The organism is Dyella sp. C11 (assembly GCF_003121485.1).
Taxonomy (GTDB): domain Bacteria; phylum Pseudomonadota; class Gammaproteobacteria; order Xanthomonadales; family Rhodanobacteraceae; genus Dyella.
Window position 1 is genome coordinate 1 of sequence record NZ_QAVX01000003.1, and the last position, 24,030, is coordinate 24,030.

Here is a 24,030-nt window from a genome sequence, read left to right on the forward strand (position 1 = left end):
TGCCGCGGGCTTCCGACCTCCTGCCGGAGGCCGGGTCACTTTTCTTTGCTTGCCCAAAGAAAAGTAACCAAAAGAAAAGGCACCCCCACTTGGCGCTGTCTGGGCTTGCAGCCCAGCCAGCCCGTGAGGGGCGGCCGGGCTTTTCGACCGGGCATCCTGCCCGGACGAAAAGTGCCTGACATCCATGTCAGGCACCCCTGCGGGGCCTGATCGTCCTCCCCTCACCGCCGCACAGGGGGCCCAAGATCAAAAGCTGGGCACGACGGCTCGTGCAGCTGCGCTGCACATCGCGGCGTGGGCAGGTCGCTGCGCTTCTGCCTAGTTGTCGATAGCAAAGCGGCCTGGCAACTTCGCGTGCAGTAACCAAGAAACCGAATGGACGTCCAAACAAAACGACAACGGCACCTTTCGGGGCCGTTGTCGTTTTGTCGCCAGCCTCAAGCCTTACGGATTGAACGCAAAGCCAATCAACGCCATCGTTTCGCCGCGATTGGAGCCCTTGATACCGGCGTTGGATGCATGGCGAATCTGGAAGGTCCAGCGGTCGCCGGTCCAGCCCACGGAGTTGACGAATTCGCCGCCGCTGCTCAAGGCCAGCGTGCGGCCGCCCTGCGCGGCGATCTCCGAGGTCCAGAACAGGTGGTGATACCAGTCGCCCGCGGCGCCGTAGCGCATGCGCACGCCACCGCCGAGCAGCCAGACATCGTCGGAAACGGCGTTGCCGTACTTGGTCACGTTGCGGCCGTTGATGAAGCCCAGCGAGGCCGCGGGTGCCCACGAGAACTGGCTGTTGCCGAAGGCGTGTTCGCCCCAGATGCTTTCGAGCCAGAGCGTGTTGGCCCAATAGCCGTCCGAGTAACTGCGCCCGCCATTGATTTCAATGCGGGGGTCAGCGAGGGCGGAGGCGGAAAGGCCGATCAATGCGAGCGCAGCGGCACTGCGCAGGAGGGAAAGTCGCATGTGCTTCTTCTTTTTTCTTTGGGGGGAGGAGATTTATGCACCGCTAAGTTTAATAACTTACTGGACTGACCGGTACTAGAAATAAGTCGAGTCTGAGCAACAGTGCGTTGCCTGGGCGGCACGAGTGACTGGTCTCCATCCCGGACACGCGCGCACTGTGTCTCACGCAGCGTGAAGCGCGCGCGGAGATCACCGTAAATCTACGGCAAGGCGGGGGCGGGTTCTTGCCGTTTCCGGGCGACTTTTGGACGTTTTGACCTAGAACAGCACGCCGTCGACAGGCTGCATCGGGGGCGGCAGCTCGCGGTCGCCCAGCATTTCGCCGAGGCCGATTTCGATGGTGCGGCACATGGCGTCGAGCGGCAGGTCGTTGGGCAGGCGATCGAACGGGTTTTCGATCTGGTCGCCCAGCGCATCGAGGCCGAAGAAGGTGTACGACAGTACGCCTACCATCACGGGCGTGACCCAGCCCACGCTGCTGATCAGGCAGAACGGCAGCAGCAGGCAGTACACATACACCGTGCGATGAAGCAGCAGGATGTAGGCGAACGGGATCGGTGTGCCCTGGATGCGTTCGCATGCGCCAAGCACGTAGGAAAGGCGAGTGATCTGCGCGTCGATGCTTGCCAGCAGGATGGCATCGAGACGCCCTTCGCGATGCAGGCGCGCGTAGTCCTGCGCCATCCGTTCCAGCAACACGTTCGGCGGATTCGGTCGGCCTGCGATGGCGGCAATGTCCTCGGGCGACAACCAGCGGCTGACGTCCTCGCCTGGCGCACTGCCGCGCAGGTGATGGCGTAGTGCATGGGCGAAGGCAATCACGCGATGCACCATGCGTTCGCGCTCCGTGGCACTGAGCCCAGCGGGCAGGCTCATCGTCTGGCGGCCCAGGTTGCGCGCCACGATCAACAGCTCGCCCCAATGCGTTCGCGCTTCCCACCAGCGCTCGTACGCCACGGTGTTGCGGAAGCCCAGGAAGATCGCCAGCGTCAGGCCCATCAGCGTGAGCGGAATGGCGCCCAGTTCCACACCGGCGTGAGGCAGGTGACGTTCCAGCAGCACTACCAGAACCGCCAGTAACACCATGCCCAGCACGCGCTTCCAGATCACGGGGACGATCGAGCCCCGCAGGGTGAACAGCATCAACCTGAGCGAGCGGTGCGGTGGGTGGATGACCATGGGAGGGCTTGGCGGGGAGGCAGTGAATTTTAGCGCGCCGGTCCGATGGCGATCCCAGGCGGTGTTGATATTTCCTTTTTGCCCGGACAATAATCGCCTCAATTTCTACCCGGGCAAAACCATGTCTGCTTCCGACGCCCCTCCCTGCATCGCTTTTGATGGTCACCGCCTGATTGCCGCCGGCACATTGGCGGAGGTCGCCCTGGCCACCAGGCGTGCCATCGATGCAGGTGCCGAGGGCCCGGTGCTGGTGTTCGATCAGCACAGCGGTCGTCCGGTGGAACTGGACCTGCGCGGTTCGCAGGAGGAAGTGCTGGCCCGCCTGCCCGTACCCGAGACCGACGAAGAAGAACCTGCGCCACGTGGCCCGGGGCGGCCGAAGCTTGGCGTGGTGGCGCGCGAAGTCACCCTGCTGCCCCGGCACTGGGACTGGCTGGCCAGCCAGCCCGGTGGTGCATCGGCCACCTTGCGTCGTTTGGTGGAAGACGCGCGTCGCACCCATCGCGAGCGCGACGCCGCGCGCATCGCGGGCGAAGCCGTGGACCGTTTCATGACGGCCATGACGGGTAATCTCCCTGGTCATGAAGAAGCATCGCGCGCGTTCTGGCGTCGGGAACGCGAGCGTTTCATGCACGTGACGGATGCATGGCCCGCGGATGTGCGCGAGCATGTGCGTCGTCTGGCCACGCGCGCATGGCAAGCCACGGTCGCCGGCTGATTCCCCACTCCCCTTTCACGGAACGATTCGATGTCATCTCTCGCTGCCAAGCAGCCTTTGCTCACCGAAGGGCCGATTGCCAAGACGCTGCTGCTGTTCGCGTTGCCTATCCTGGGCAGCACGGTGCTGCAGTCGCTCAACGGTTCGGTCAATGCGATGTGGATTGGCCATTACCTGGGCGAAGCCGCGCTGAGCGCGGTGAGCAACGCCAACCTCATCCTGTTCCTGCTGCTGGGCGCGGTGTTCGGCCTGAGCATGGCGTGCACGATCCTCATCGGCCAAAGCCTTGGCGCGCGCAACATGCTGGAAGCCAAGCGCGTGGTCGGCACCGGCGTGACGTTCTTCGTCTCGGTGTCCATCATCGTGGCAATTGCCGGCTATTTCGCCACGCCGGCTATGTTGCGTGCGATGAACACGCCGCTGGATGCACAGGCGTTCGCGGTGCCGTACCTGCGCATCATCTTCATCGCCGTACCGTCGATGTACTTCTACAACTTCCTGATGATGACGCTGCGCGGCGCAGGCGATTCGCGCACGCCATTCGTGTTCATGGCGTTTTCCGTGGTGATGGACATCGTGCTCAACCCATTGCTGATCTTCGGCGTGGGTCCGTTCCCGAAGATGGGCATTGCCGGTTCGGCCACCTCCACGTTGATTGCGCAGACCGTCGCGCTGTTCGCGCTCATCTTCACGCTGTACAAGCGCAAGCACTTCCTGCGCCTGACCAGCCATGAGCTGAAGTTCCTCAAGCCCGATCCGGAAATCCTGCGCTCGCTGGTGTTCAAGGGCCTGCCGATGGGCCTGCAGATGATCGTGATCTCCACCTCCGCGATCATCATGATCCACATGGTGAACGCGTACGGCTCCAAGACCACGGCGGCCTACGGTGCCGCCACGCAGCTCTGGACCTACGTGCAGATGCCGGCGATGGCGATTGGCGCGGCGGTGTCGTCCATGGCCGCGCAGAACGTGGGCGCGAAGCTGTGGGATCGCGTGAGTCGCATCACCAAGGTGGGCGTGCTCTACAACTTCCTGCTCAGCGGCTGCCTGATCGGCGTGATCTACCTGTTCAACCACAGTGCGCTGGGTTTGTTCCTGCCCAGCGACGCCGAAGCGCTGTCGCTTGCGCAGCACTTGAACAGCATCGCCGTGTGGTCGTTCATGTTCTTCGGCGTCACCTTCGTGCTGTTCGGCGTGGTGCGTTCCACCGGCGCGGTGATGCCGCCGCTGGTGATCCTGTTCATCTCGATGTGGCTGATCCGTCCACCGTTCGCACTGGCATTGAAGGACAGCCTGGGCGCCGATTCGATCTGGTGGAGTTTTCCGCTCGGTTCGCTCGCCTCCATGCTGATGGCCATGGGCTACTACAAGTGGGGCGGCTGGCGTAAGGCGCGCATGCTCGCCACGCCGATCGACAAGGCCGGCCAGGACCCCGAAGTCGCCGGCCAGCAGGCACCGACCACGGGACAGGGCGTGCCCGCGTCCGTCGAGTGATCCGCATCACCCTTCGCGCCATCACGCATGAAGGGTGAATACGGTTTCACGCATTGCCACGTGACTGTCATCCGCGCTGCCTAGGGTGGCTCGATGACACACACGGCTGATCACCGCGCGGCGTCTCCGACAGGGGGCGCCGCATGAACTCCTCTCGTCGCCAGTTCCTGAGCGGGTTTGCCCACATGCTTGGCGCGGCCACCGCGGCAGAACTGGGTTTGCTTGCATGGTCCTCGCCCGCCATCGGCGACGAGAAGATGCCGCGCATGGCGATGCCGCAGCTTGCCGCGCCCAAGGTGCCGCTGGTGAATCCGGTGACGCTGGCGCGCTTCGTCGATCCCTTGCCGTTGCCGCCCGTGGCAAAGCCCGTCGGGCAGCGCGCACATCCGGCCTATCCCGGCAAACGGCTGCCGTTGTATCGGATGGAGATGCGCGCGTTCACGGCGCAGCTGCATCGCGACCTGCCACCCACGCCGCTGTGGGGATACGGCGGCACATTTCCCGGTCCTACGGTGATGGCCAGACGCGGTGAGCCGTTGCTGATCGAATGGGCCAACGCGCTGCCGGAAAAACATTTCCTGCCGATCGATCACAACATCCACGGCGCCGAACGCGACAAGCCCGAAGTACGCACCATCGCGCATGTGCATGGCGCACGCGTGTCGCCGTCCAGCGATGGCTATCCGGAAGAATGGTTTGCGCCGGGTCGTTCCATCGTGTCGAACTATCCCAATGCACAGGATGCGGCCACGCTCTGGTATCACGACCACGCGATGGGCATCACGCGTCTCAACATCTACGCAGGCCTGCTCGGCGCGTACCTGATCCAGGATGGCGCGGAGCGCTCGCTCAAGCTTCCCGAGGGTGATTGCGATCTCCCCTTGATCCTTTGCGACCGCCTGATCGCGAAGGATGGCCAGCTCTACTACCCCGTTTCCGATGATCCGGACGCGCCGTGGGTATCGGAATGCAACGGCAACGCCATCCTGTGCAATGGCAAGTTGTATCCGTTCCTGGACGTGGAACCGCGACGCTATCGCCTGCGTTTGATCAATGCGGCCAATACGCGCTTCTACGAGTTGTCGTTGTCGGGCGGCATGTCGTTCCAGCAGATCGCCAGCGACCAGGGCCTGCTTGCTGCACCCTTCGTGCGACCGCGCGTAACCCTGTATCCCGCCGAGCGTGCCGAGGTTGTGATCGATTTTTCCGGCATGGACGGCAAGCAGGTGCAGTTGCGTCAGCAGGCCGAAGCCATCATGGAATTTCGCGTGCGCGATCGTGGCCGCAAGGACGACAGCACCGTGCCATCCACGCTGCGAAGCATCGAGCGAATCGCGGCAGCGAGCGCCGTACGCGATCGCGTACTCACGCTGGGCGAGCAGGACGATGCGGGCGGCAGTCCCATGATGATGATGCTCAACGGCAAGCACTGGTCCGCACCCATCACCGAAGATCCGCGGCAGAACACCACCGAAATCTGGAGCATGGTGAACCTCACCGGCGACGCGCATCCCATGCATCTGCATCTGGTGCGTTTCCAGGTGCTCGAACGTCGGCCGTTCGATCTGTTTGCGTGGAACGAGAGCAAGACGCTCAAGTACACCGGGCCTGCCATACCACCCGGACCGGAAGAGATGGGCTGGAAAGACACCGTGCGTGCCGACCCAGGCATGGTCACGCGCATCATCGCCACCTTCGAAGGCGAGCCCGGCCGCTATGTGTGGCACTGCCATCTGCTTGAGCACGAAGACAACGAAATGATGCGGCCGTTCCAGTTGCTTCCTGCCTGACAACAGCGCGCCACTTTGTAGGAGCGCACTTGTGCGCGACCGCAGCGTGCGGCGTGGCGAAAATCATCGCAAACAACATGACGCCGGCATTTGGGTGCGCGCAGGCATGACCGCATATGTCGCGCACAAGTGCGCTCCTACAGGAACGCTTGCGGGGCGCGCGTCCAAACGTGCGACGCCGCACATTTCCCTGCATGCTCACGCGCCCTTCGCAAAGGCAATTTCTTGCTGTTCGCATGCCTCGCACGAAAACCACTTCGCGTTCAAAGCAACGTGCATGCGGCATCCCGTGCACCGCTGACACGCAAGCCCTTGCGACGTCTTCGCACTGTCATGTAGCGCGCTGGCGGTGTCGCAAAAACGCCAAGGGTCCGTCATCTGGGCGGACCAGACTCGCCGCCGGCTGGCGCCGCTGAATGTTGCGAACAGGGCGTCGGTGAATCAGGGGGATCACTCGATTGCAGCCCTTCCAGGGTGCCTGCAGGAGATCGAAGTCATGTCTATGACGCACCTTCGCAAGCGGCTGCTGCCGTTTGTCATCGGCACGTTCGCTGTCGGCCTTGCCGGCGTGGTGAGCGCGCAAAGCAACTCCACCGAACAGAACGCCGTATCGGCCAGCCAGGTCCCCGCGACCGGCATCACCGTGCTGCACAAGCCGGGTGGCGACAACGACAACGACGATCGCACCACCACGCCCGTCAAGCACGTGATTCTGCTGATCGGTGAAAACCGCACCTTCGATCACGTGTACGCCACGTACACGCCGCCGAAGGGCCAGAGCGTGCACAACCTGCTGTCCGAAGGCATCGTCAACGCCGACGGCACGCCCGGTCCGAACGTGGCCGCCGCCAAACAGTGGCAGGCCACCAGCACGGGCAAGTTCGCGCTGGCGCCCAAGCACACCTCTGCGTACGCCACGCTGCCGCAGATGAATACGGGCGGCGCACCCACGCAGGCACCGTTTGCTTCCGCCGCGCAGGCGCAGGCCATTGAACCGGCACTTCCGTCGGATGCCTACGGCGAACTCGCCGCCGGTGGCACCGGCCTGCCCAACGATGTGGTGGACACGCGCTTCCCGGCCACGCTGGCGAATGCGCCGGTCGACATGCATGCATCCATCAGCTACGACGACTACGCCAACAGCCCGGTGCACCGCTTCTTCCAGATGTGGCAGCAGCTGGACTGCGACGTGCATTACGCCACCGCGAAGAACCCCAGCGGTTGCCGCAACGACCTGTTCCCCTGGGTGGAAACCAGCGTCGGCGCCGGCACCAACGGCAAGACGCAACCCGCCGGTTTCGATGACGAAACCACGGGCGAAGGTTCCACCGCGATGCAGTTCCTCAACATGGCCAAGGGCGATGCGCCCTACTTTGACGAACTCGCCCGCACGTACACGCTGAGCGACAACTTCCACCAGTCGGTGATGGGCGGCACGGGTGCCAACCACATCATGCTGGGCTTCGGCGACCTGATCTACTACGCGGATGCGAATGGCAATCCGGCCACACCGCCGTCCAACCAGATCGAGAATCCGGACGCGCAGAACGGCACCAACAACTGGTATGTGCAGGACGGCTACAGCGGCGGTTCCTACGTGAACTGCGCCGACGACACGCAGCCGGGCGTGGGCGAGGTAAAGAGCTACCTGAAGTCGCTCTCGTATCGCACCTTCCACGGCACCGACTGCAAGAAGAACGCGTACTACCTGGTGAACAACTACAACCCGGGTTACCTGGGCGACGGCACGCCGGCTCCGCTGGGCGCGCAGCAGTTCACCATTCCGCCGACGCGCCAGGACAACCTCGCGCTGCTGCTCAATCGCCACCACGTGTCGTGGAAGTACTACGGCGAGGGCTACGCCCAGGGCAAGGAGAACGGTGAAGCCGGTACGTTCTGCAACATCTGCGATCCGTTCCTGTACTCCACGCAGGTCATGACCAACCCGACCCTGCGCGCGAACAACCAGGACATCACCGACCTCTACAACGACATCCAGAACGACACGCTGCCGGCGGTGTCCATCGCCAAGCCGGACGGCATCCTGGACGGCCATCCGGCCTCGTCCAAGCTGGATCTGTTCGAAGGCTACGTGAAGAAGATCGTCGAGCTGGCCAAGGCCAACCCGAAGGTGTGGAACGACACCGTGATCATGGTGACCTTCGACGAAGGCGGCGGTTACTACGATTCGGGTTACGTGCAGCCGATCGACTTCTTCGGCGACGGCACGCGCATCCCGCTGCTGGTGGTGTCGCGCTTCTCCGAAGGCGGTCGCGTGGTGCACACGTACTACGACCACGTGTCCTTCGACAAATTCGTCGAAGCCAACTGGGGCCTGCGCGACACGATCTCCAACCGCAGCCGCGACAACCTGCCCAACCCGGTGTCGCTGCCCAACAACCCGTATGTGCCGCTCAATGCGCCGGCCATCGGCAACCTGATGAACATGTTCGAGTTCAGCGGTGGTGGGCACGCCTACGCTGCTACGACTGAAACATCGGATTGATCCAATAACGCGGAACCCGAACCTGCCCGCTCACGCGGGCAGGTCCTTCGCTGTTTCTGGAGCTGGCGCACGATGAATCACGTTTCCCCAAGCACCGATTCGGCTGGCCGGCGAAATACGCTGTCGCGGCTCGCTGCGGCCGGCGTGCTGCTCGCTGCCGCGCTCATCGGCGAACCGGGCCATGCCGATCCCGGCGATTTCCAGGCCATGCCTGGCCTGTGGAAGATCGTCACGCGCGTGTTCGAAAGCGGCCACGAAGGCGCACCGCAGGTGACGTGGCATTGCGTGGACGAAAGTCCGGACCCGTGGGTGGAGTTCGCGCAAGTCCCGGTGCCGGGCCAGGCGCAGTGTGAGCAGGCCAACAAGCGGCGCAGCAGCACGGCGCTGAGCTGGGCACTGCAGTGCCAGGGCTCAGCGGATGTCGTGCGCGGCCAGGTGAAGTTCGATTCGGCGGAGCATTACAACGCCGCCATCAACGTAAACGGCAAGGACGTGGTGCAAGTGGAAGGCCGCCGCTATGCGGCCTGCACCAGTCCCAAGGATTGAACGACGGGCGCGTCAGTGCGCGCCCATCAAGGTGCCCGTACCACCCATCGGCGCTTGCCGGCGGCGTGCGAAGTACTCGCGCGTGGTGCGACTGAAGGCGGCCCAACCCGCGTAGATCGGCAGGATGGCCAGCATCAACGCGCCCATCGGGCTGGGGCCACCACCTTGCGTGGCGTCGGGGTGGCTGGCCATCGAGGACACCAGCATGCCCAGCGCCGGCAAGCCCAGCATCACGGCCAGCATGCCGAACACCACGAAGCGCGCCCACGCCTTCTTGCGCAGCGTGAGGATGGCGAACGTACCGAGTGCGACACCCAATAGCGCGACGACGATGGCGATGACGCCGTTGAAGCCCTTGTCGGCAAGCGCATCCGGTTTGATCGCATAGACCAGCGACACGACGACCATCGCCACGCCAACGAAGATGCTCAGGCCCGAGGTCCACTGCAGGCGGCCCGGCATCAGGCCGCGTGCCTGACGTGCCAGGCGATCGAAATTCCACAGGTAGATGGCCGGCGTGCTGAGCAGCGTCAGCAACTGCGACACCAGCAGGCCGCCCACGATCGCCACGCCCAGTGGCTGGCGCATCTCCGAACCCACGCCAAAACCCACCGCCAGCGGCAGCGCCGCGCCCATGGCCACCAGGGTGGTCATGGTGATCGGACGGAAGCGCACCAGCGCCGCTTCCTTGATGGCATCGGGTGGTGAGAGCCCCCGCTCGCGTTGCGCAACCAGCGCAAAGTCGACCATCAGGATCGCGTTTTTCTTCACGATGCCGATGAGCATGAGAATGGCGATGATTGCCATCAGCGTGAGCTGCGTCTGCGTAACCAGCATGGCCAGGAACGCGCCCATGCCCGCTGCCGGCAGCGTGGACAAAATCGTCAGCGGATGACCCAGGCTTTCATAAAGAATGCCCAGCACGATGTACATCGCCACGATGGCACCGATCAGCAGAATCATGCCGTTGCTCTTGGCCTGCTGCAGGCGCTGGTTCTGGCCGGTCCATTCGACGCGCACGCCTTCGGGCAGGCCCACCGCAATGGCCGCGTTCTCCACCAGCTTGGTGCCCACATCCTGCGGTACATCTTTGGCCAGGTTGTAGGTAATGGTCGATGCTTCCAGCTGGTTGTGGTGGCGTATGCGCATCGGGCTCATGTTGGGCTCGATGTGCGACAGCGCGGACAGCGGAATCATTTCACCGGTGGCATTGCGCACGCGCACGTTGAGCAACGCCTGCGGACTCAGCGTGGTCGCCGAGCTCGACGTCAGCACCACCCAGTACTGGTTGATGTCCGAGTAGATGATCGATACCTGGCGCTGCCCGAAGGAATTGAGCAGCGCGGTGTCCACGTCACCCATGGTGACGCCCAGGCGTCCCGCGGCGTTGCGGTCCACCTTCAATTGCTGCTGCTTGCCGACCAGGTCGAAGTTGCTGCCGACGTCGCGGAATTCCTTGGTCTTGCGCAGCTGCTGCACCATCTTCAGCGTCCACGGCTGAAGGTCTACGCCGTTGCTGCCGACCAGCTGGAATTCGTACGAGCCGCCCTTGTCACCGCTGCCACCGCCGCCCAGGAACTGCATGGGACTGAGCGACACGCGCACGCCGGGCAGCGCGTCATATTGCTTGGACAAGCGCTCCACCACCGTCTTCACCGGATCGTGCCGGTCGTTCGGTCCGCTGCCCTTGGTCTTGAGGTCAACGAACATGGTGCCGGAGTTGCCCACCGCGCCGGAGCCGTCGTTGCCGCCCAGGATGGTGAGCACGTCGAGCACGGCCGGGTCGTCCTGCATGATCTTGGACACGCGCTGCACCTGCGTGGCCATCATGTTGGGCGAGATGTTGGCGTCGGCGCTGATGTCCGCCTGCACCATGCCGATGTCTTCCTCGGGCATGAAGTTGCCGCCCGCGGTGGCAACCACGGCAGCGCCAAGTGCAAACGTGGAGAGCAACAGGATGATCGGCTGCCAGCGCATGACGCGCCGATGGTGCATGGCCCAATCCAGGGCGCGCTCATAGACGCGATGGAGGCTGCGGTCAAAGCGCTCCAGCGCAAGCTCCATGCGGCCGGGTGTACGTTCGCCCGGTTCCTCGTGTTTCAGCAGGCGGCCGCATAGCGCCGGCGTCAGGGTCAGCGACACGATGGCCGAGATCACCACCGCTGCTGCCAGCGTCACGGAGAACTCGCGCAGCAGCATCACCAGCATGTTGTTGCCGAACAGCAGCGGCGCAAACACGGCCACCAGCGACAGCGTGATCGACACCACGGTGAAGCCGATCTCGCGCACGCCGATCAGCGCGGCCTGCAGCGGCGGCTCGCCGTGCTCCATGTGGCGCACGATGTTCTCGATCACCACGATGGCGTCATCCACCACGAAGCCGATGCACAGCACCAGCGCCACCAGCGACAACGTATTGAGCGTGTAACCCAGGCCCAGCATCACCACGAAGGCGCCTGCAAGCGACAGTGGAACGCTGAGCGACGCGATCAGCGTGGGGCGCATGCGACGCAGGAAAATCAGCATCACCAGCACCACCATCACGATACTGATGAGCAGCGCGATCTGGACTTCGTGCAGCGCGGACTTGGTGGTCTGTGTCAGGTCGAAGATGGGCGTGATCTGCACGTCGGCCGGCATCGACGCGCGCAGCTCGGGCAGGCGACGGCGAATCTCGTCCACCGTCTGCACCGCGTTGGCCTCAGGCCGCTTGCTGATCTGCATAGCCACGGTGGACTGACCGTTGAACCATGCACCCTGGTAGACGTCCTGCTGGCCGGCGTACACCTTCGCCACATCCGAGAGACGTACCGGTGCACCGTTCCGGGTGGCCACCAGCAGATTGGCGAAGCCGGACGCCTGTTGCAGGCCATCGTTCGCCGTGACGGTCATCTGCATCTTCCCGTCCGACAGGATGCCCTGTGGCGAGGTGACATTGGCCGCGATCAGCGCGTTGCGCACGTCGTTGGCGGTGAGGCTTTTCGCCGCCAGCGCGTTGATGTCCAGCTCCACGCGTACCGCGTGCGGCGTACCGCCGAATACCTGCACCTGCGCCACGCCGGGAATCTGCGAGACGGCGGGTTTGAGCAGCGTGTCCGTGAGGTCGTAAAGCTTGTCCTGCGGCAAGCCGGTGGACGTCAGTGACACCAGCAGGATGGGAAACTGCGAGGTGTCGAACTTGAAATACTGCGGCTGGCTGGGCATGTCCGGCAGGTCGGCCTGCGCGGCATTGATGGCAGCCTGCACATCACGAGCCGCCTTGTCGGCCGTGCGGTCGAAGGTGAAGCGCACCTGGATCGAGGCGCTGCCTTCGGAGGCATTGCCGTACATGTCGTCCACGCCCGGAATGCGCCCGATGTGACGCTCCAGCGGCGCCAGCACCGTGGACGCCATGGTCTGCGCACTGGCCCCCGGCAGCGACGCCACGATGTACACGCCCGGGAATTCCAGCGACGGCAGCGCTGCCACGCCCAGCAGGCGATAGGCAAAGATGCCCGCCAGCAGCAAGCCTACGGCCAGCAGCGACGTACCCACAGGTCGACGGATCAGGGGGGCGAAGATATTCACTCAGGTTTCCATACCGGTTAGGGCAGCACGCGCCCGTCACGCAGGCAGACCATCAGCGCGGGCGCACGTTCACGCAAGCAAGGCGAAAGGCCCAGACATATGCCGCTATTTATGCCTGTGGGGACAGATTCGCGAATGTGCCTGAAGTCGGTCCGTGCCGAAAGGCACGGTGCGGAAAAGCGTCAAGGGTGACGCATTTGGGGGTGGGCATTCATAGGGCTAGCCGGTGAGAGGGGTGGCGGCATGGATGGGTTGGGAAGCGTGGCAACGTCGCGTTGTTATCTCCCTCTCCCCTACGGGGAGAGGGTTGGGGTGAGGGGCGGGTGCTCGCCTCGACGTTTCATTTTTAGCCGTCATGCCGGCGTAGGCCGGCATCCAGCGCCTTGCTGTTGGGCTGTCGCTGTGCAGTTATTGGCTCTTTTGTTTTTGATCCCGCAACCTGGCTCGCCTGCCGCGGGCTTCCGACCTCCTGCCGGAGGCCGGGTTACTTTTCTTTGCATGCCCAAAGAAAAGTAACCAAAAGAAAGGGCACCCCGGATGACGCGCCTTCCGGGCTTTCAGCCCTCCAGGTACGCGTGCGGGCTACGGGGTTTGTCGACAGGGCTTCCTGCCCTGACGCCAAACTGGCCGGCGTCCTGCCGGCCACCCTTCGGGCTATTCCTTCACCCGCACGCCGCTTTCATACGGGGCCCGGAAAAACCAAGAGCAAGTCAAAAGCCAAAAGCCAAAACCTGGGGCGAAGGCCAAGTTCACGACTACGTGTAATTCCCTCACCGTCATCCCTGCGAAGGCAGGAGGCGCTTTTCAACGGCCGAAGGGCCGGTCATCCAGTGACTTTGCTCCTGACTGGTGTTTTGAAGAGCTGAGTCAAAGCTCGACATTGGCGATGCTTTTTCGAGAACCCACTCCTCACCCCAACCCTCTCCCCGGAGGGGAGAGGGAGCAAAAGCATCAACCTACCGCCGTCTGCGCCTTCAGCGATCGCTTCGCCGCACGTCTGGCGCGACGCGCCTCTTTACGAACCTTTCGGTCGTAGTTCCACAGATAGATCGCCGGCGTACTCAGCAACGTCAGCAATTGCGACACGAGCAGGCCACCCACGATCGCCACTCCCAGCGGTTGCCGCAGCTCCGAACCGATGCCGAAGCCAATGGCCAGCGGCAAGGCCGCGCCCATCGCCACCAGGGTGGTCATGGTGATCGGACGAAAGCGCACCAACGCAGCTTCGCGAATCGCATCCGGCGCGGACAAGCCGCGCTCGCGCTGTGCCACCAGCGCAAAATCCACCATCAGGATCGCGTTCTTCTTCACGATGCCGATCAACATCAGGATCGCGATGATCGCCATCAGCGACATCGATGTGCCGGTGACCAGCATCGCGAGAAACGCTCCTGCGCCCGCGGCTGGCAGTGTGGAAAGAATCGTCAGCGGATGGCCGAGGCTTTCGTAGAGGATGCCCAGCACGATGTACATCGCCAGAATCGAACCCAGCAGCAGTACGTTCGCGTTGGACTTCGTTTCTTCCAGATTCTGCGCGTCCCCCGAATAACCCAACTGGATGCCGGGCGGCAGGCGCGCGTCGGAAACGATCTGCGCGATCATGGCATTAGCCTTGTCCTGCGACATGCCTTGCTCGGTGTTGTAGTAGATCTGCGTCGCCTCGAGCTGGTTGGTGTGGATCACCAGCGAGGGCTGCACGGTGGGTTGGATATGCGCGACGGCCGACAACGGCACCATGGCGCCGCTGTCGCTGCGCACGTAGGTGTTGAGCAGCGCATCGGGGCTCAGTGAGCGCTCCGCGGATGAACTCAGCACCACCCAATACTGGTTGATGTTGGAATAGATGATCGATACCTGCCGCTGACCGAACGCGTTGTACAACGCCGAATCGATGTCGCCCATGGTCAATTGCAGCTGGCCGGCTGTCAGGCGATCCACGGTGAGCATCTGTTGCTTGTCGATGTCGTCGTAGTCGCTGCTGATGTCGCGGAATTCCTTGTGCTGGCGCATCAGCTGCGTGACCTTGTAGGCCCACGGTTGCAGGTCCACATTGTCGCTGCTGACCAGCTGGAAGCTTTGGCTGCCGCGATTGGCGTTGTCGTTGTCGTTGAAGAAGCCGATGGAATTGAGCGCCACGTGCAGTTCGGGCAGCTTTTCGTAGGCCTTGTTCAATCGTGCAATGGTGTCCTTGATGGACTCATTGCGCATGCCGGGACCGCTTCCCCGCGCCTTGAGGTCGACAAACATCGTCGCCTGGTTGCCCACCGCACCACCGGCGTTATCGCTACCAAGGAACGTGGTGACGTCGCGCACGGCGGGATCGCTGACCATGATGGCCGCGGCCTTCTTCGCCCGCTCTGCCATCAGCGTGGGCGAGATGTTGACGTCCGCCTTTACGTCGCCCTGGATCATGCCGATGTCTTCCGGCGGCATGAAGTTGAAGCCGTACAGCTTCACCACGGCCATGGCCATGCCGACCGTCAATGCGAGCAGGATCAACGGCTGCCAGCGCATCAGCCGGCGGTGGTGCATGGCCCAGTCGAGTGCGCGTTCGTAGACGTGGTGCAAACCCCGGTCGAAGCGTTCCAGTGCGCGCTCCATGGGGCTGGGCTCACGCCCTCCGGCGTTTTCCAACGACAGGTAGCGGCCGCACAACGCCGGCGTCAGCGTGAGGGAAATCACGGCCGAGATGACCACGGCCGCGGTCAGTGTCACCGAGAATTCCCGCAGCAACAGCGTGAACTGGTTGTTGCCGAACAACAGCGGCGCGAACACCGCGATCAACGACAGCGTGATCGACACCACGGTAAAGCCGATCTCCTTCACGCCATCCAGCGAGGCCTGCAAGGGCGGCGAACCCTGCTCCATATGGCGCACGATGTTCTCGATCACCACGATGGCATCGTCCACCACGAAGCCAATGCACAGCACCAGCGCCACCAGCGACAGCGTGTTGAGGGTGAAGCCAAGCACCCACATCACGGTGAATGCGCCGGCCAGCGACAGCGGCACACTCAGCATCGCAATGAGCGTGGGGCCAACGCGCCGCAGGAATACCAGCATCACCAGCGCCACCAGCAGCACGCTGATCATCAGCGCCACTTCCACCTCGCGCAACGCGGATTTGGTGGTTTGCGTAAGGTCGAAAATCGGCGTGATCTGCAGATCCGCCGGCAACCACGCCCGCATCTGCGGCAGCTTGGCGCGCACGGCATCGGCGGTGGCGACGGCGTTGGCCTCGGGCCGCTTGCTGATGCGCACGGCCACGGCGCGGTGGTCGTTGAACCACGCGGCCTGATACTCGTCCTGCTGGCCGGTGGTGACCCGCGCTACATCGGAAAGGCGTACCTGCGAACCCTTCTGGATGGCGATGAGCAACTTGCCGAATTCCTGCGGCGTGCTCAGCGCATCGGTAGCCGCCACGGTCATTTGCGTGCGACCGTCACTCAGCGCGCCCTGCGGCGATGTCACGTTGGCAGCGCGCAGTGCGTTGGCCACGTCGTTCGCCGTAAGGCCTTTGGCCGCGAGTGCCTGCGTGTCGAGTTCCACGCGTACGGCGCGCGGGCGGCCACCGATCACGCGCACCTGCGCGACACCAGGGATTTGCGACAGCGTGGGATTGATCAGCGTGTCGGCCAGGTCGTACAGCTTGTCCGGCGGCAGCGTCTGGGACGTCAGCGAAAGCAGCAACACCGGAATATTGGCCGTGTTGAACTTGTAGTAACGCGGCGGTATCGGAATGTTGGCCGGCAGATCAGCCTGTGCCGCATTGATGGCGGCCTGCACATCGCGCGCCAGCTTGTCCGTGTTGTTGCCGAAATTGAAGATGATGCGCACCGACGTCGAACCGTCGTTGCTTTCCGAGTGCATTTCCTTGATGCCGGGAATGCGGCCCAGATGGCGTTCCAGGGGTGCAGCAACGGTGGACGCCATGGTCTGCGCGTTCGCACCGGGCAACTCGGTGTAGACCACCATGCCCGGAAATTCGAGCGACGGCAGCGCTGCCACACCCAGCAGCAGGTATGCCCAGAAACCCGCCAGCGCGAGGCCGAAGGCCAGCACGGAGGTGCCGATGGGTCGACGTATCAATGGCGCGAACAGATTCACGGCGTGCGTATCGCTGGCGTTGGCGCGCCCTCGTCCGCGCCATGAGACACGAGAGGCCACCGGTAGGCCCTCTCAGGGCGCCTTTATGCGCGCAAACGGGTGTCGGCGAATGTGCCGTAAGTGCGTATAGGCCAAGCGTCACGCCCTGCGTGGCGTGAATTCACGACGCTGTCACTTCAGCGTCGCGAAAGGCAATCAGTCGGTCTGCAATTCCGCCACGAAATCGTAGATGTCGCCGCGATACCACGAGGTGGTGAATTCAACGACGCGACCGTCATCGAGAAAGCTGCGTCGTTCGATGTTGAGACCCGCACTGCCTGCCGGCACGTGCAGCAAACGCGCCTGCTGCGCGCCAAGCGACACGGCGCGAAGGCGCTGCAAGGCGCGACGCGGGCGCGCGCCCAGTGTTTCGAGAATCTGGTAGAGCGAATCCTGCACGATGGTCGGGTCCGGCAGGATGCTCGCCGGCACCACGCTGCGCTCGATCGCCAAGGGTTCTTCCTTCGCATAGCGCACGCGATGCAGGCGGGCCACCAGCACGCCGGGCGACAGGTTCAACGCCATCGATTCCTCGGGCGTCACTTCGCCAATGATCCGCTCCGAGAACTCCGAGCGCGGATTAAGGCCGCGCGCGCGCAAATCTTCGGTAAAGCTGGTGAGGCGCGACATCGGCTTGATGATGCGTTCGGCCACGAAGGTGCCCGCGCCGTGGCGCTGGTGCAGCAGCCCTTCTGCCCCCAGGCCGGAAATCGCCTTGCGTACCGTGACGCGCGACAGCTGCAGCAGGCGCGACAGATCGCGCTCGCTCGGCAGCGCCTGGCCCGGCTCGATGTCGCGGTGGTCCACCACGTTGCGGATGGCCCTGCGCAGGCGCAGATAAGCCAGCGGCTGGCTGGTGGCGGGGTCGCGGCTGAGCCGGCGGTATTCGTTGACGAGGGCGGTTTCCATACCTAAACGATACCAATGACCATACCAATTTGGCAATCGACTGTTCTGCCGCGGCTTTTGGGTGGTACCAATTTGGGTGGCGAATCCTTGCCCAAATGAGGCTGCGGCTGGCGTGCCGGGGAACTGGTGTTGTCTGGTATGTCACTGGTACGATCAGCGGGCAATGCACGTGGTATGCATGCCACGCGCCCTCCCCACGCATCGCCCCGAGGTGACTGAAGTGACTGCTTCTCCCCAGCCGGTCGAAACCTTTGACCTGGTGATTTTCGGCGGCACCGGCGACCTTGCCCTGCGCAAGCTCCTGCCAGCGCTCTACCACCGCTACACCGACGGCCAGATCCCCGACGACAGCCGCATCATCGGCATCGCCCGCGAAGGGCTCGATGACGAGGGCTATCGCGACAACCTGCGTAAGGTCCTGGTGAAGGACGGCAACGGCAAGAAGGTCGAGGATTTCCTCAAGCTCGTCGGCTACCGCTCGCTCGACGCGCGCAAGGACGACGGCTGGGACGATTTCGCCACGCTGATGGGCAAGGACGCGGATCGCATCCGCGTGTTCTACCTGTCCACCTCGCCCGACCTGTTCGTCGACATCTGCAACCGCCTGGGCAAGTACGACCTCAACAAGGGCAAGTCGCGCGTGGTGCTGGAAAAGCCCATCGGGCACGACCTGAAGAGCGCCAACCAGATCAACGACGACGTCGGCCGTTTCTTCGACGAGTCGCAGACCTTCCGTATCGATCATTACCTCGGCAAGGAAACGGTGCAGAACCTGCTGGCGCTGCGTTTCGGCAACGCGCTGTTCGAGCCGCTGTGGAATGCCGAGCACATCGACCACGTGCAGATCACCGTGGCGGAAACCCTCGGCGTGGGTCAGCGCGCGGGTTACTACGACCATGCCGGCGCGCTGCGTGACATGGTGCAGAACCACATCCTGCAGCTGGTGTGCATGCTGGCGATGGAGCCGCCCTCCTCGCTGGCGCCGGACGCGGTGCGCGACGAGAAGCTCAAGGTGCTGCGCTCGCTCAAGCCCATCAACGAAAGCAACGCCTCGCAGCTCACCGTGCGCGGCCAGTACCGCGCGGGCTCGGCCGAAGGCCAGGCCGTGCCGGGTTACCTGGATGAGCTGAAGGACCACAAGTCCAACACCGAGACCTTCGTGGCGGTGAAGGCCGAGATCGCCAACTGGCGCTGGGCTGGCGTGCCGTTCTACCTGCGCACGGGCAAGCGCCTGCCGGAGCGCGTCTCGGAAATCACCGTGGTGTTCAAGGCGGTGCCGCACTCCATCTTCGATGCCTCGGCCGGTCCGCTGGTGCAGAACCGCCTGGTGCTGCGCCTGCAGCCGGACGAAGACATCAAGCTGTGGCTCACCATCAAGCATCCGGGGCCGGGCGGCTTGCGCCTGCGCCACGTGCCGCTGGACATGAGCTTTGCCGAAGCCTTCGGTGCCTCGCAGCCGGATGCCTACGAGCGCCTGCTGCTTGATGTGGTGCGTGGCAACCCCACGTTGTTCATGCGTCGCGACGAAGTGGAAGCGGCATGGCGCTGGGCCGACCCCATCCTCACCGCGTGGGCGGAAAGCGGCGAGTCGCCGCGCCCTTACACCTCCGGTACCTGGGGTCCGAGTGCGGCCGTGGCGCTGATCGAGCGCGATGGTCGTACCTGGAACGAGGACGGTGAGTAAGCCTTCGTTCGATGTGGTTGAAAGCGATGCACGGGTCATTCACCCGTGCATCGCAAGCCGGTTCCTAGACTCTTCCTCCCCACGTTTCGCTCGCCACGCGTGTGTTCCCGCGAAGCCGCCATTTCCCATGTGCCATGTCTGAGCCTCTCAACGTCACCACTCACAGCTTCTCCGACAACCAGGCGCTTGCCAGCGCACTGGCCGAACGCATCGCCGAGCGCCTGCGCGACGCCATTGCCGAACGCGGCCATGCGTTGCTGGCTGTATCCGGCGGCAGCACGCCGCGGCATCTGTTCGAGAAGCTTTCCCGCCAGTCGCTGGACTGGTCGAAGGTACAGGTGACGCTGGTGGATGAACGCTGGGTGCCGGAGAGCAACGAGCGTTCCAATGCCGCGATGGTGAAGGCCACGCTGTTGCAGCACGCCGCGACGAGCGCGCAGTTCGTACCGCTCTATGCCGATGCACCGACGCCGGAAGCCGGTCTTGTGACGGTGCGCGCACGCGTGGCGTCGCTGGCGTTGCCGTTCGATGCCGTGGTGCTGGGCATGGGCAACGACGGTCATACCGCGTCGTTCTTCCCCGGTGGCGATCGCCTGCCGGAAGCGCTGGACGTGAACAACACGGCGCGCGTGCTGCCCATGCGTGCGGAAGGTGCCGGCGAACCGCGCATCACGTTCACCTTGTCCGCGTTGCTCGATACGCGTGCGCTGTACCTGCACATCGAGGGCGACACCAAGCGCCAGCTGCTGGCTGACGCGCGACTGGGCCTCGGTGAGGCCGCGAATTTCCCGGTGCGTTCCGTGCTGACACAGCAGCGCGTGCCGGTTGCCGTGTACTGGTGCCCGTAAGGCGCCAACGGTTTCATCCCCTGCTTGTGCGCGCCACGCGCGCCCGCTGATTTTTCCGGAGTTGAACCATGAGTGTGCTTCACCCCGTTCTTGCCGAAGTCACCGAACGCCTGCGCGAGCGCAGCCGCGAATCGCGCGCGCAGTACCTGCGCCGCATCGACGCTGCCCAGGGCAATGGCGGCGTGCATCGCGAGCGTCTCTCGTGCGGCAACCTCGCGCATGGCTTTGCTGCCTGCGGTGCCACCGACAAGGAGCGCCTGCGCGAAGGTCATACGCCCAACCTCGCCATCATCAACTCCTACAACGACATGCTCTCGGCGCACCAGCCGTACGAGCGCTATCCGGAATTGATCCGCGACGTGGCGCGCGAAGCCGGCCTTACCGCGCAGATGGCGGGCGGCGTACCGGCCATGTGCGACGGCATCACGCAGGGTCGCGCCGGCATGGAGCTGTCGTTGTTCTCGCGCGACCTGATTGCCATGGCGACGGCCGTGTCGCTCTCGCACGACATGTTCGATGGCGCGATGTATCTGGGTATCTGCGACAAGATCGTGCCGGGCCTGCTGATCGGCGCGCTCAGTTTTGGTCATCTGCCGGGCATCTTCGTGCCGGGCGGCCCGATGCCCAGCGGCATCAGTAACGAGCAGAAGTCCAAGGTTCGCCAGGCGTACGCCGAAGGCAAGGCGACCAAGGCGGAGCTGCTGGAAGCCGAAGCCGCGTCGTATCACGCAGCGGGCACGTGCACGTTCTACGGCACCGCCAACTCCAATCAGATGCTGATGGAGATCATGGGCCTGCACCTGCCGGGCTCCAGCTTCGTGGCGCCGGATTCGCCGTTGCGCGACGCACTCACGCGCGAAGCCGTGCTGCGCGTGGCGGAACTGAGCGAGCCGGGCTCGGCGCACCTGCCGCTGGGCCACATCATCGACGAGCGCGCCATCCTCAACGGCGTGATCGGCCTGCATGCCACCGGTGGTTCCACCAATCACTTGCTGCACCTGGTGGCCATCGCGCGTGCGGCGGGCATCGAGCTGCGCTGGGATGATTTCGACGCGCTGTCGTCGGTGGTCCCGCTGCTGGCACGCGTTTATCCGAACGGCTATGCCGACGTGAACCAGTTCCATGAAGCCGGCGGCATGGGCTTCCTGATCGACCAGCTGCTGAGCCAGGGCCTGCTGCACGGCGACGTGCGCACGGTGTTCGGCACCGGTCTGGACGGCTATACGCAGGTGCCGCATCTGGACGAACACGGCGCGCTGGCGTGGAAGCCGGTGTCGAAGGAAAGCGGTAATCGCGGCGTGCTGCGTGGCATCGACGAACCGTTCCGCGCCGACGGCGGCCTGCGCATGCTCAGCGGCAACCTCGGCCGTGCCGTCATCAAGGTGTCGTCGGTGCCGGACGACCGTCTCGTCATCGAGGCGCCGGCCGTGGTGTTCCACGATCAGGACGACGTGCGCAAGGCATTCGAGCGTGGCGAATTGAACCGCGACTTTGTCGCCGTGGTGCGCTTCCAGGGTCCGCAGGCCATCGGCATGCCGGAATTGCACAAGCTCACGCCCACGCTCTCCGTGCTGCAGGATCGCGGTCACCGCATCGCGCTGCTCACCGATGGCCGCATGTCCGGTGCGTCCGGTCGCGTGCCTGCCGCCATTCACGTCACGCCCGAAGCGCAGGACAACGGCCCCATCGCGCGCATTCGCGACGGAGACATGATTCGCCTCGACGCCGTGCATGGCCGCGTGGACGTGCTCGTGGACGAGGCCGATTTCGCTGCACGCGTGCCGGCCACGGCCGATCTTTCTGCCCACCAGTTCGGCCTTGGCCGCGAACTGTTCGGCATGTTCCGCCGCAACGCCACCACCGCCGATCTCGGCGCAGGCGTGTTCTGAGCGGACCCACTCCTCCATCGCATTCACGGAACGCCATGAGCATCGAAAACAAGCAGAAGCAGGTTGAAGCCACGCTGCGCCTCGCACCGGTGGTTCCGGTGGTGATTATCGAAGACGCGCGTCATGCCGTGCCGATGGCGCGCGCGCTGGTGGCGGGTGGAACGCCGGCCATCGAGGTCACCCTGCGCACGCCTGCCGCGCTGGACGCCATCAAGGCGATTGCCGCTGAGGTGGAAGGCGCCATGGTGGGCGTCGGCACCGTGCTCAGCGCCAGGGATCTGCACGCCGCCCACAAGGCGGGCGCGAAATTCGCCGTGTCGCCGGGCGTGTCACCGGGCCTGCTCGATGCCGCCGACGACAGCGAATTGCCGCTGCTCCCGGGCTCGGCCACGGCCAGCGAAGTGATGACGCTGCTTGAGCGCGGCTATCGCTACCTGAAGCTGTTTCCGGCCGTTCCCGCGGGCGGCCACAAGCTGCTCGGGGCGTGGGCGAGCCCGCTGCCCCAGGTGAAGTTCTGCCCCACCGGCGGCATCAGCCTGAGCACGGCACCGGATTTTCTTTCGCTGCCCAACGTGGTGTGCGTGGGTGGTTCATGGATCACGCCGGCGGACAAGTTGCGCAACGGCGACTGGGCCGGCATCGAAGCCCTGGCGCGCGAAGCGGCCGCGCTTCGCTGAGTTTGTGCGCCGGGGCCATTGGCTCGCCCCGGCGCTCGTGTCAAAGTCGGGGTATCACTGGTATCCAGGGGGATTTCCGATGCGTAGGGTCGTGCTGTGTCGAGCGGTGCTGTGGGGGGCGTGCCTGTTGGCGTCGTCCTGGCAGCCGGCCATGGCCGATGACGCATCGGAAGGTTGTCCGGTCCGCGCCCTGAACGTGGACTCCGACCATCTCAAGACGTTGCCTGGCGTGCGCTCCGTGGTGTTCGACGCACGCCGCACGCGTGCCACGTTGATCTACAACAACGGCGACGTGCTGCGCGTGGGCGCCACGGGCTGCGTCACCCCCATGATCTCGGCACGCCTGTGGGTGGCCGACGATGGCGAGATGTCCGACGCGTTGTGGATGGACCGCGCGCGTTCCGTGGCCGGCCTGGTGCTCACGCCGGCTTCGTCCGAGCGATTCAACGCATCGTTGAAGAACGACAGTACCGTGACGCATGCCGATGGCGGCATGAAGGTCGAGCGCGCCTTGGGCGATGGCGCGGGTTATTCCATGGCAGTCGTACGGTCGCCCCGCGACAGCCTGGGCGCATCGTTGTCGCTGGTCTTCCGCAATCTCTGATGCCCTGTTCGCGGCCCGCGAGTGCGGGCCGCGCAAGTCGAGCGTTTACGGGCGCGGTGCCGGCGTAATGGCGACGCACTGCTCCAACTGCTTGAAGTACCAGGTGTCGTCTTCGTTGAAGTTCGAGTAATACGTGGCCACCGTGTGGTCACCCACCGGCTTGATGTCCACCAGCGCGATGGTCGGGCTCTTTTCGGTGGGGTGAATCTCGATGGTCGTGCCCGTATACAGCGTGTACGACTCCAGGTGAACGGGCTTGGTGCTCCACGCATCGGAGACACAGGAGGCAATGTCCGCCACGCTGCCCTCGCCCGCGTACGACGCGGTGGGTTTGGTGTTGCGCAGGCTGCCTGAGGCGGCGCAGCCGGTGAGCAGGGTTGCCGTCAGGGCGAGAGCCACGAATTGCTTCATCGAACGTCTTCCGTCAGTCAGGTGGATGGATGCATGGTACGTGCGCAGCGCGCACGGATGCATCCCCGCGCAAACGTCCGAGACGCACATTGCGCTGACGCG

At 64.2% G+C, this 24,030-nt stretch carries 16 protein-coding genes; 10 read left to right on the top strand and 6 right to left on the bottom strand.

The window, feature by feature from the left end; genetic code table 11:
* Nucleotides 1–444: 444 nt before the first annotated feature.
* Entirely contained in the window at nucleotides 445–960 is a 516-nt protein-coding gene (locus DK366_RS04235) for a lipid A 3-O-deacylase (RefSeq protein ID WP_109124294.1), read from the bottom strand.
* Nucleotides 961–1,218: 258 nt separating this feature from the next.
* Nucleotides 1,219–2,139: a bestrophin family protein gene (locus tag DK366_RS04240; protein ID WP_109124295.1), complete on the bottom strand. Its 921-nt coding sequence runs from the start codon at nucleotides 2,137–2,139 to the stop codon at nucleotides 1,219–1,221.
* 121 nt (nucleotides 2,140–2,260) lie between these two features.
* Between DK366_RS04240 and DK366_RS04245 the strand changes: the two genes are divergently transcribed.
* From DK366_RS04245 to DK366_RS04265, 5 genes are all read left to right on the top strand, one after another.
* Nucleotides 2,261–2,857 carry a DUF2239 family protein gene (locus DK366_RS04245; protein WP_109124296.1) on the top strand — a complete coding sequence of 199 codons (597 nt, stop codon included), beginning with the start codon at nucleotides 2,261–2,263 and terminating at the stop codon, nucleotides 2,855–2,857.
* Nucleotides 2,858–2,887: 30 nt separating this feature from the next.
* On the top strand, nucleotides 2,888–4,351 hold the full coding sequence (locus DK366_RS04250; RefSeq protein ID WP_109124297.1) for an MATE family efflux transporter: 1,464 nt from the start codon (nucleotides 2,888–2,890) through the stop codon (nucleotides 4,349–4,351).
* A gap of 143 nt (nucleotides 4,352–4,494) precedes the next feature.
* Complete coding sequence (locus DK366_RS04255; protein ID WP_109124298.1) at nucleotides 4,495–6,141, top strand: multicopper oxidase domain-containing protein; 1,647 nt, start codon at nucleotides 4,495–4,497, stop codon at nucleotides 6,139–6,141.
* A gap of 496 nt (nucleotides 6,142–6,637) precedes the next feature.
* A complete protein-coding gene (locus DK366_RS04260; protein ID WP_232820902.1) occupies nucleotides 6,638–8,647 on the top strand; it encodes an alkaline phosphatase family protein in 2,010 nt (669 codons plus the stop codon).
* Between the two features lie 72 nt (nucleotides 8,648–8,719).
* Complete coding sequence (locus DK366_RS04265) at nucleotides 8,720–9,193, top strand: DUF3617 family protein (RefSeq protein WP_109124300.1); 474 nt, start codon at nucleotides 8,720–8,722, stop codon at nucleotides 9,191–9,193.
* 12 nt (nucleotides 9,194–9,205) lie between these two features.
* On the opposite strand, the gene DK366_RS04270 is transcribed toward DK366_RS04265, so the two are convergent.
* From DK366_RS04270 to DK366_RS04280, 3 genes are all read right to left on the bottom strand, one after another.
* The gene (locus DK366_RS04270) at nucleotides 9,206–12,760 is read right to left on the bottom strand and encodes an efflux RND transporter permease subunit (RefSeq protein WP_109124301.1); all 3,555 of its coding nucleotides are present in this window, start codon (nucleotides 12,758–12,760) and stop codon (nucleotides 9,206–9,208) included.
* A gap of 951 nt (nucleotides 12,761–13,711) precedes the next feature.
* A complete protein-coding gene (locus DK366_RS04275; protein WP_109124302.1) occupies nucleotides 13,712–16,867 on the bottom strand; it encodes an efflux RND transporter permease subunit in 3,156 nt (1,051 codons plus the stop codon).
* 195 nt (nucleotides 16,868–17,062) lie between these two features.
* Entirely contained in the window at nucleotides 17,063–17,815 is a 753-nt protein-coding gene (locus DK366_RS04280) for a GntR family transcriptional regulator (protein ID WP_109124303.1), read from the bottom strand.
* A gap of 178 nt (nucleotides 17,816–17,993) precedes the next feature.
* Here DK366_RS04280 and zwf point away from each other — a divergent pair, with 178 nt between their 5' ends.
* The 5 genes from zwf to DK366_RS04305 all read left to right on the top strand — a co-directional run bounded on the left by zwf (nucleotide 17,994) and on the right by DK366_RS04305 (nucleotide 23,517).
* Nucleotides 17,994–19,499 (top strand): glucose-6-phosphate dehydrogenase, encoded by a 1,506-nt coding sequence (gene zwf / locus DK366_RS04285; RefSeq protein WP_232820903.1) that lies wholly within the window; start codon nucleotides 17,994–17,996, stop codon nucleotides 19,497–19,499.
* A 134-nt stretch (nucleotides 19,500–19,633) separates the two neighbouring features.
* A complete protein-coding gene (pgl, locus tag DK366_RS04290; RefSeq protein WP_109124304.1) occupies nucleotides 19,634–20,347 on the top strand; it encodes a 6-phosphogluconolactonase in 714 nt (237 codons plus the stop codon).
* A 68-nt stretch (nucleotides 20,348–20,415) separates the two neighbouring features.
* On the top strand, nucleotides 20,416–22,236 hold the full coding sequence (gene edd / locus DK366_RS04295) for a phosphogluconate dehydratase (RefSeq protein ID WP_109124305.1): 1,821 nt from the start codon (nucleotides 20,416–20,418) through the stop codon (nucleotides 22,234–22,236).
* 35 nt (nucleotides 22,237–22,271) lie between these two features.
* Nucleotides 22,272–22,913: a bifunctional 4-hydroxy-2-oxoglutarate aldolase/2-dehydro-3-deoxy-phosphogluconate aldolase gene (eda, locus tag DK366_RS04300; protein WP_109124306.1), complete on the top strand. Its 642-nt coding sequence runs from the start codon at nucleotides 22,272–22,274 to the stop codon at nucleotides 22,911–22,913.
* 127 nt (nucleotides 22,914–23,040) lie between these two features.
* On the top strand, nucleotides 23,041–23,517 hold the full coding sequence (locus DK366_RS04305; RefSeq protein WP_198651416.1) for a hypothetical protein: 477 nt from the start codon (nucleotides 23,041–23,043) through the stop codon (nucleotides 23,515–23,517).
* Nucleotides 23,518–23,562: 45 nt separating this feature from the next.
* Here DK366_RS04305 and DK366_RS04310 read toward each other — a convergent pair whose 3' ends face one another.
* Complete coding sequence (locus tag DK366_RS04310; protein ID WP_109124308.1) at nucleotides 23,563–23,928, bottom strand: hypothetical protein; 366 nt, start codon at nucleotides 23,926–23,928, stop codon at nucleotides 23,563–23,565.
* Between the last annotated feature and the right edge of the window lie 102 nt (nucleotides 23,929–24,030).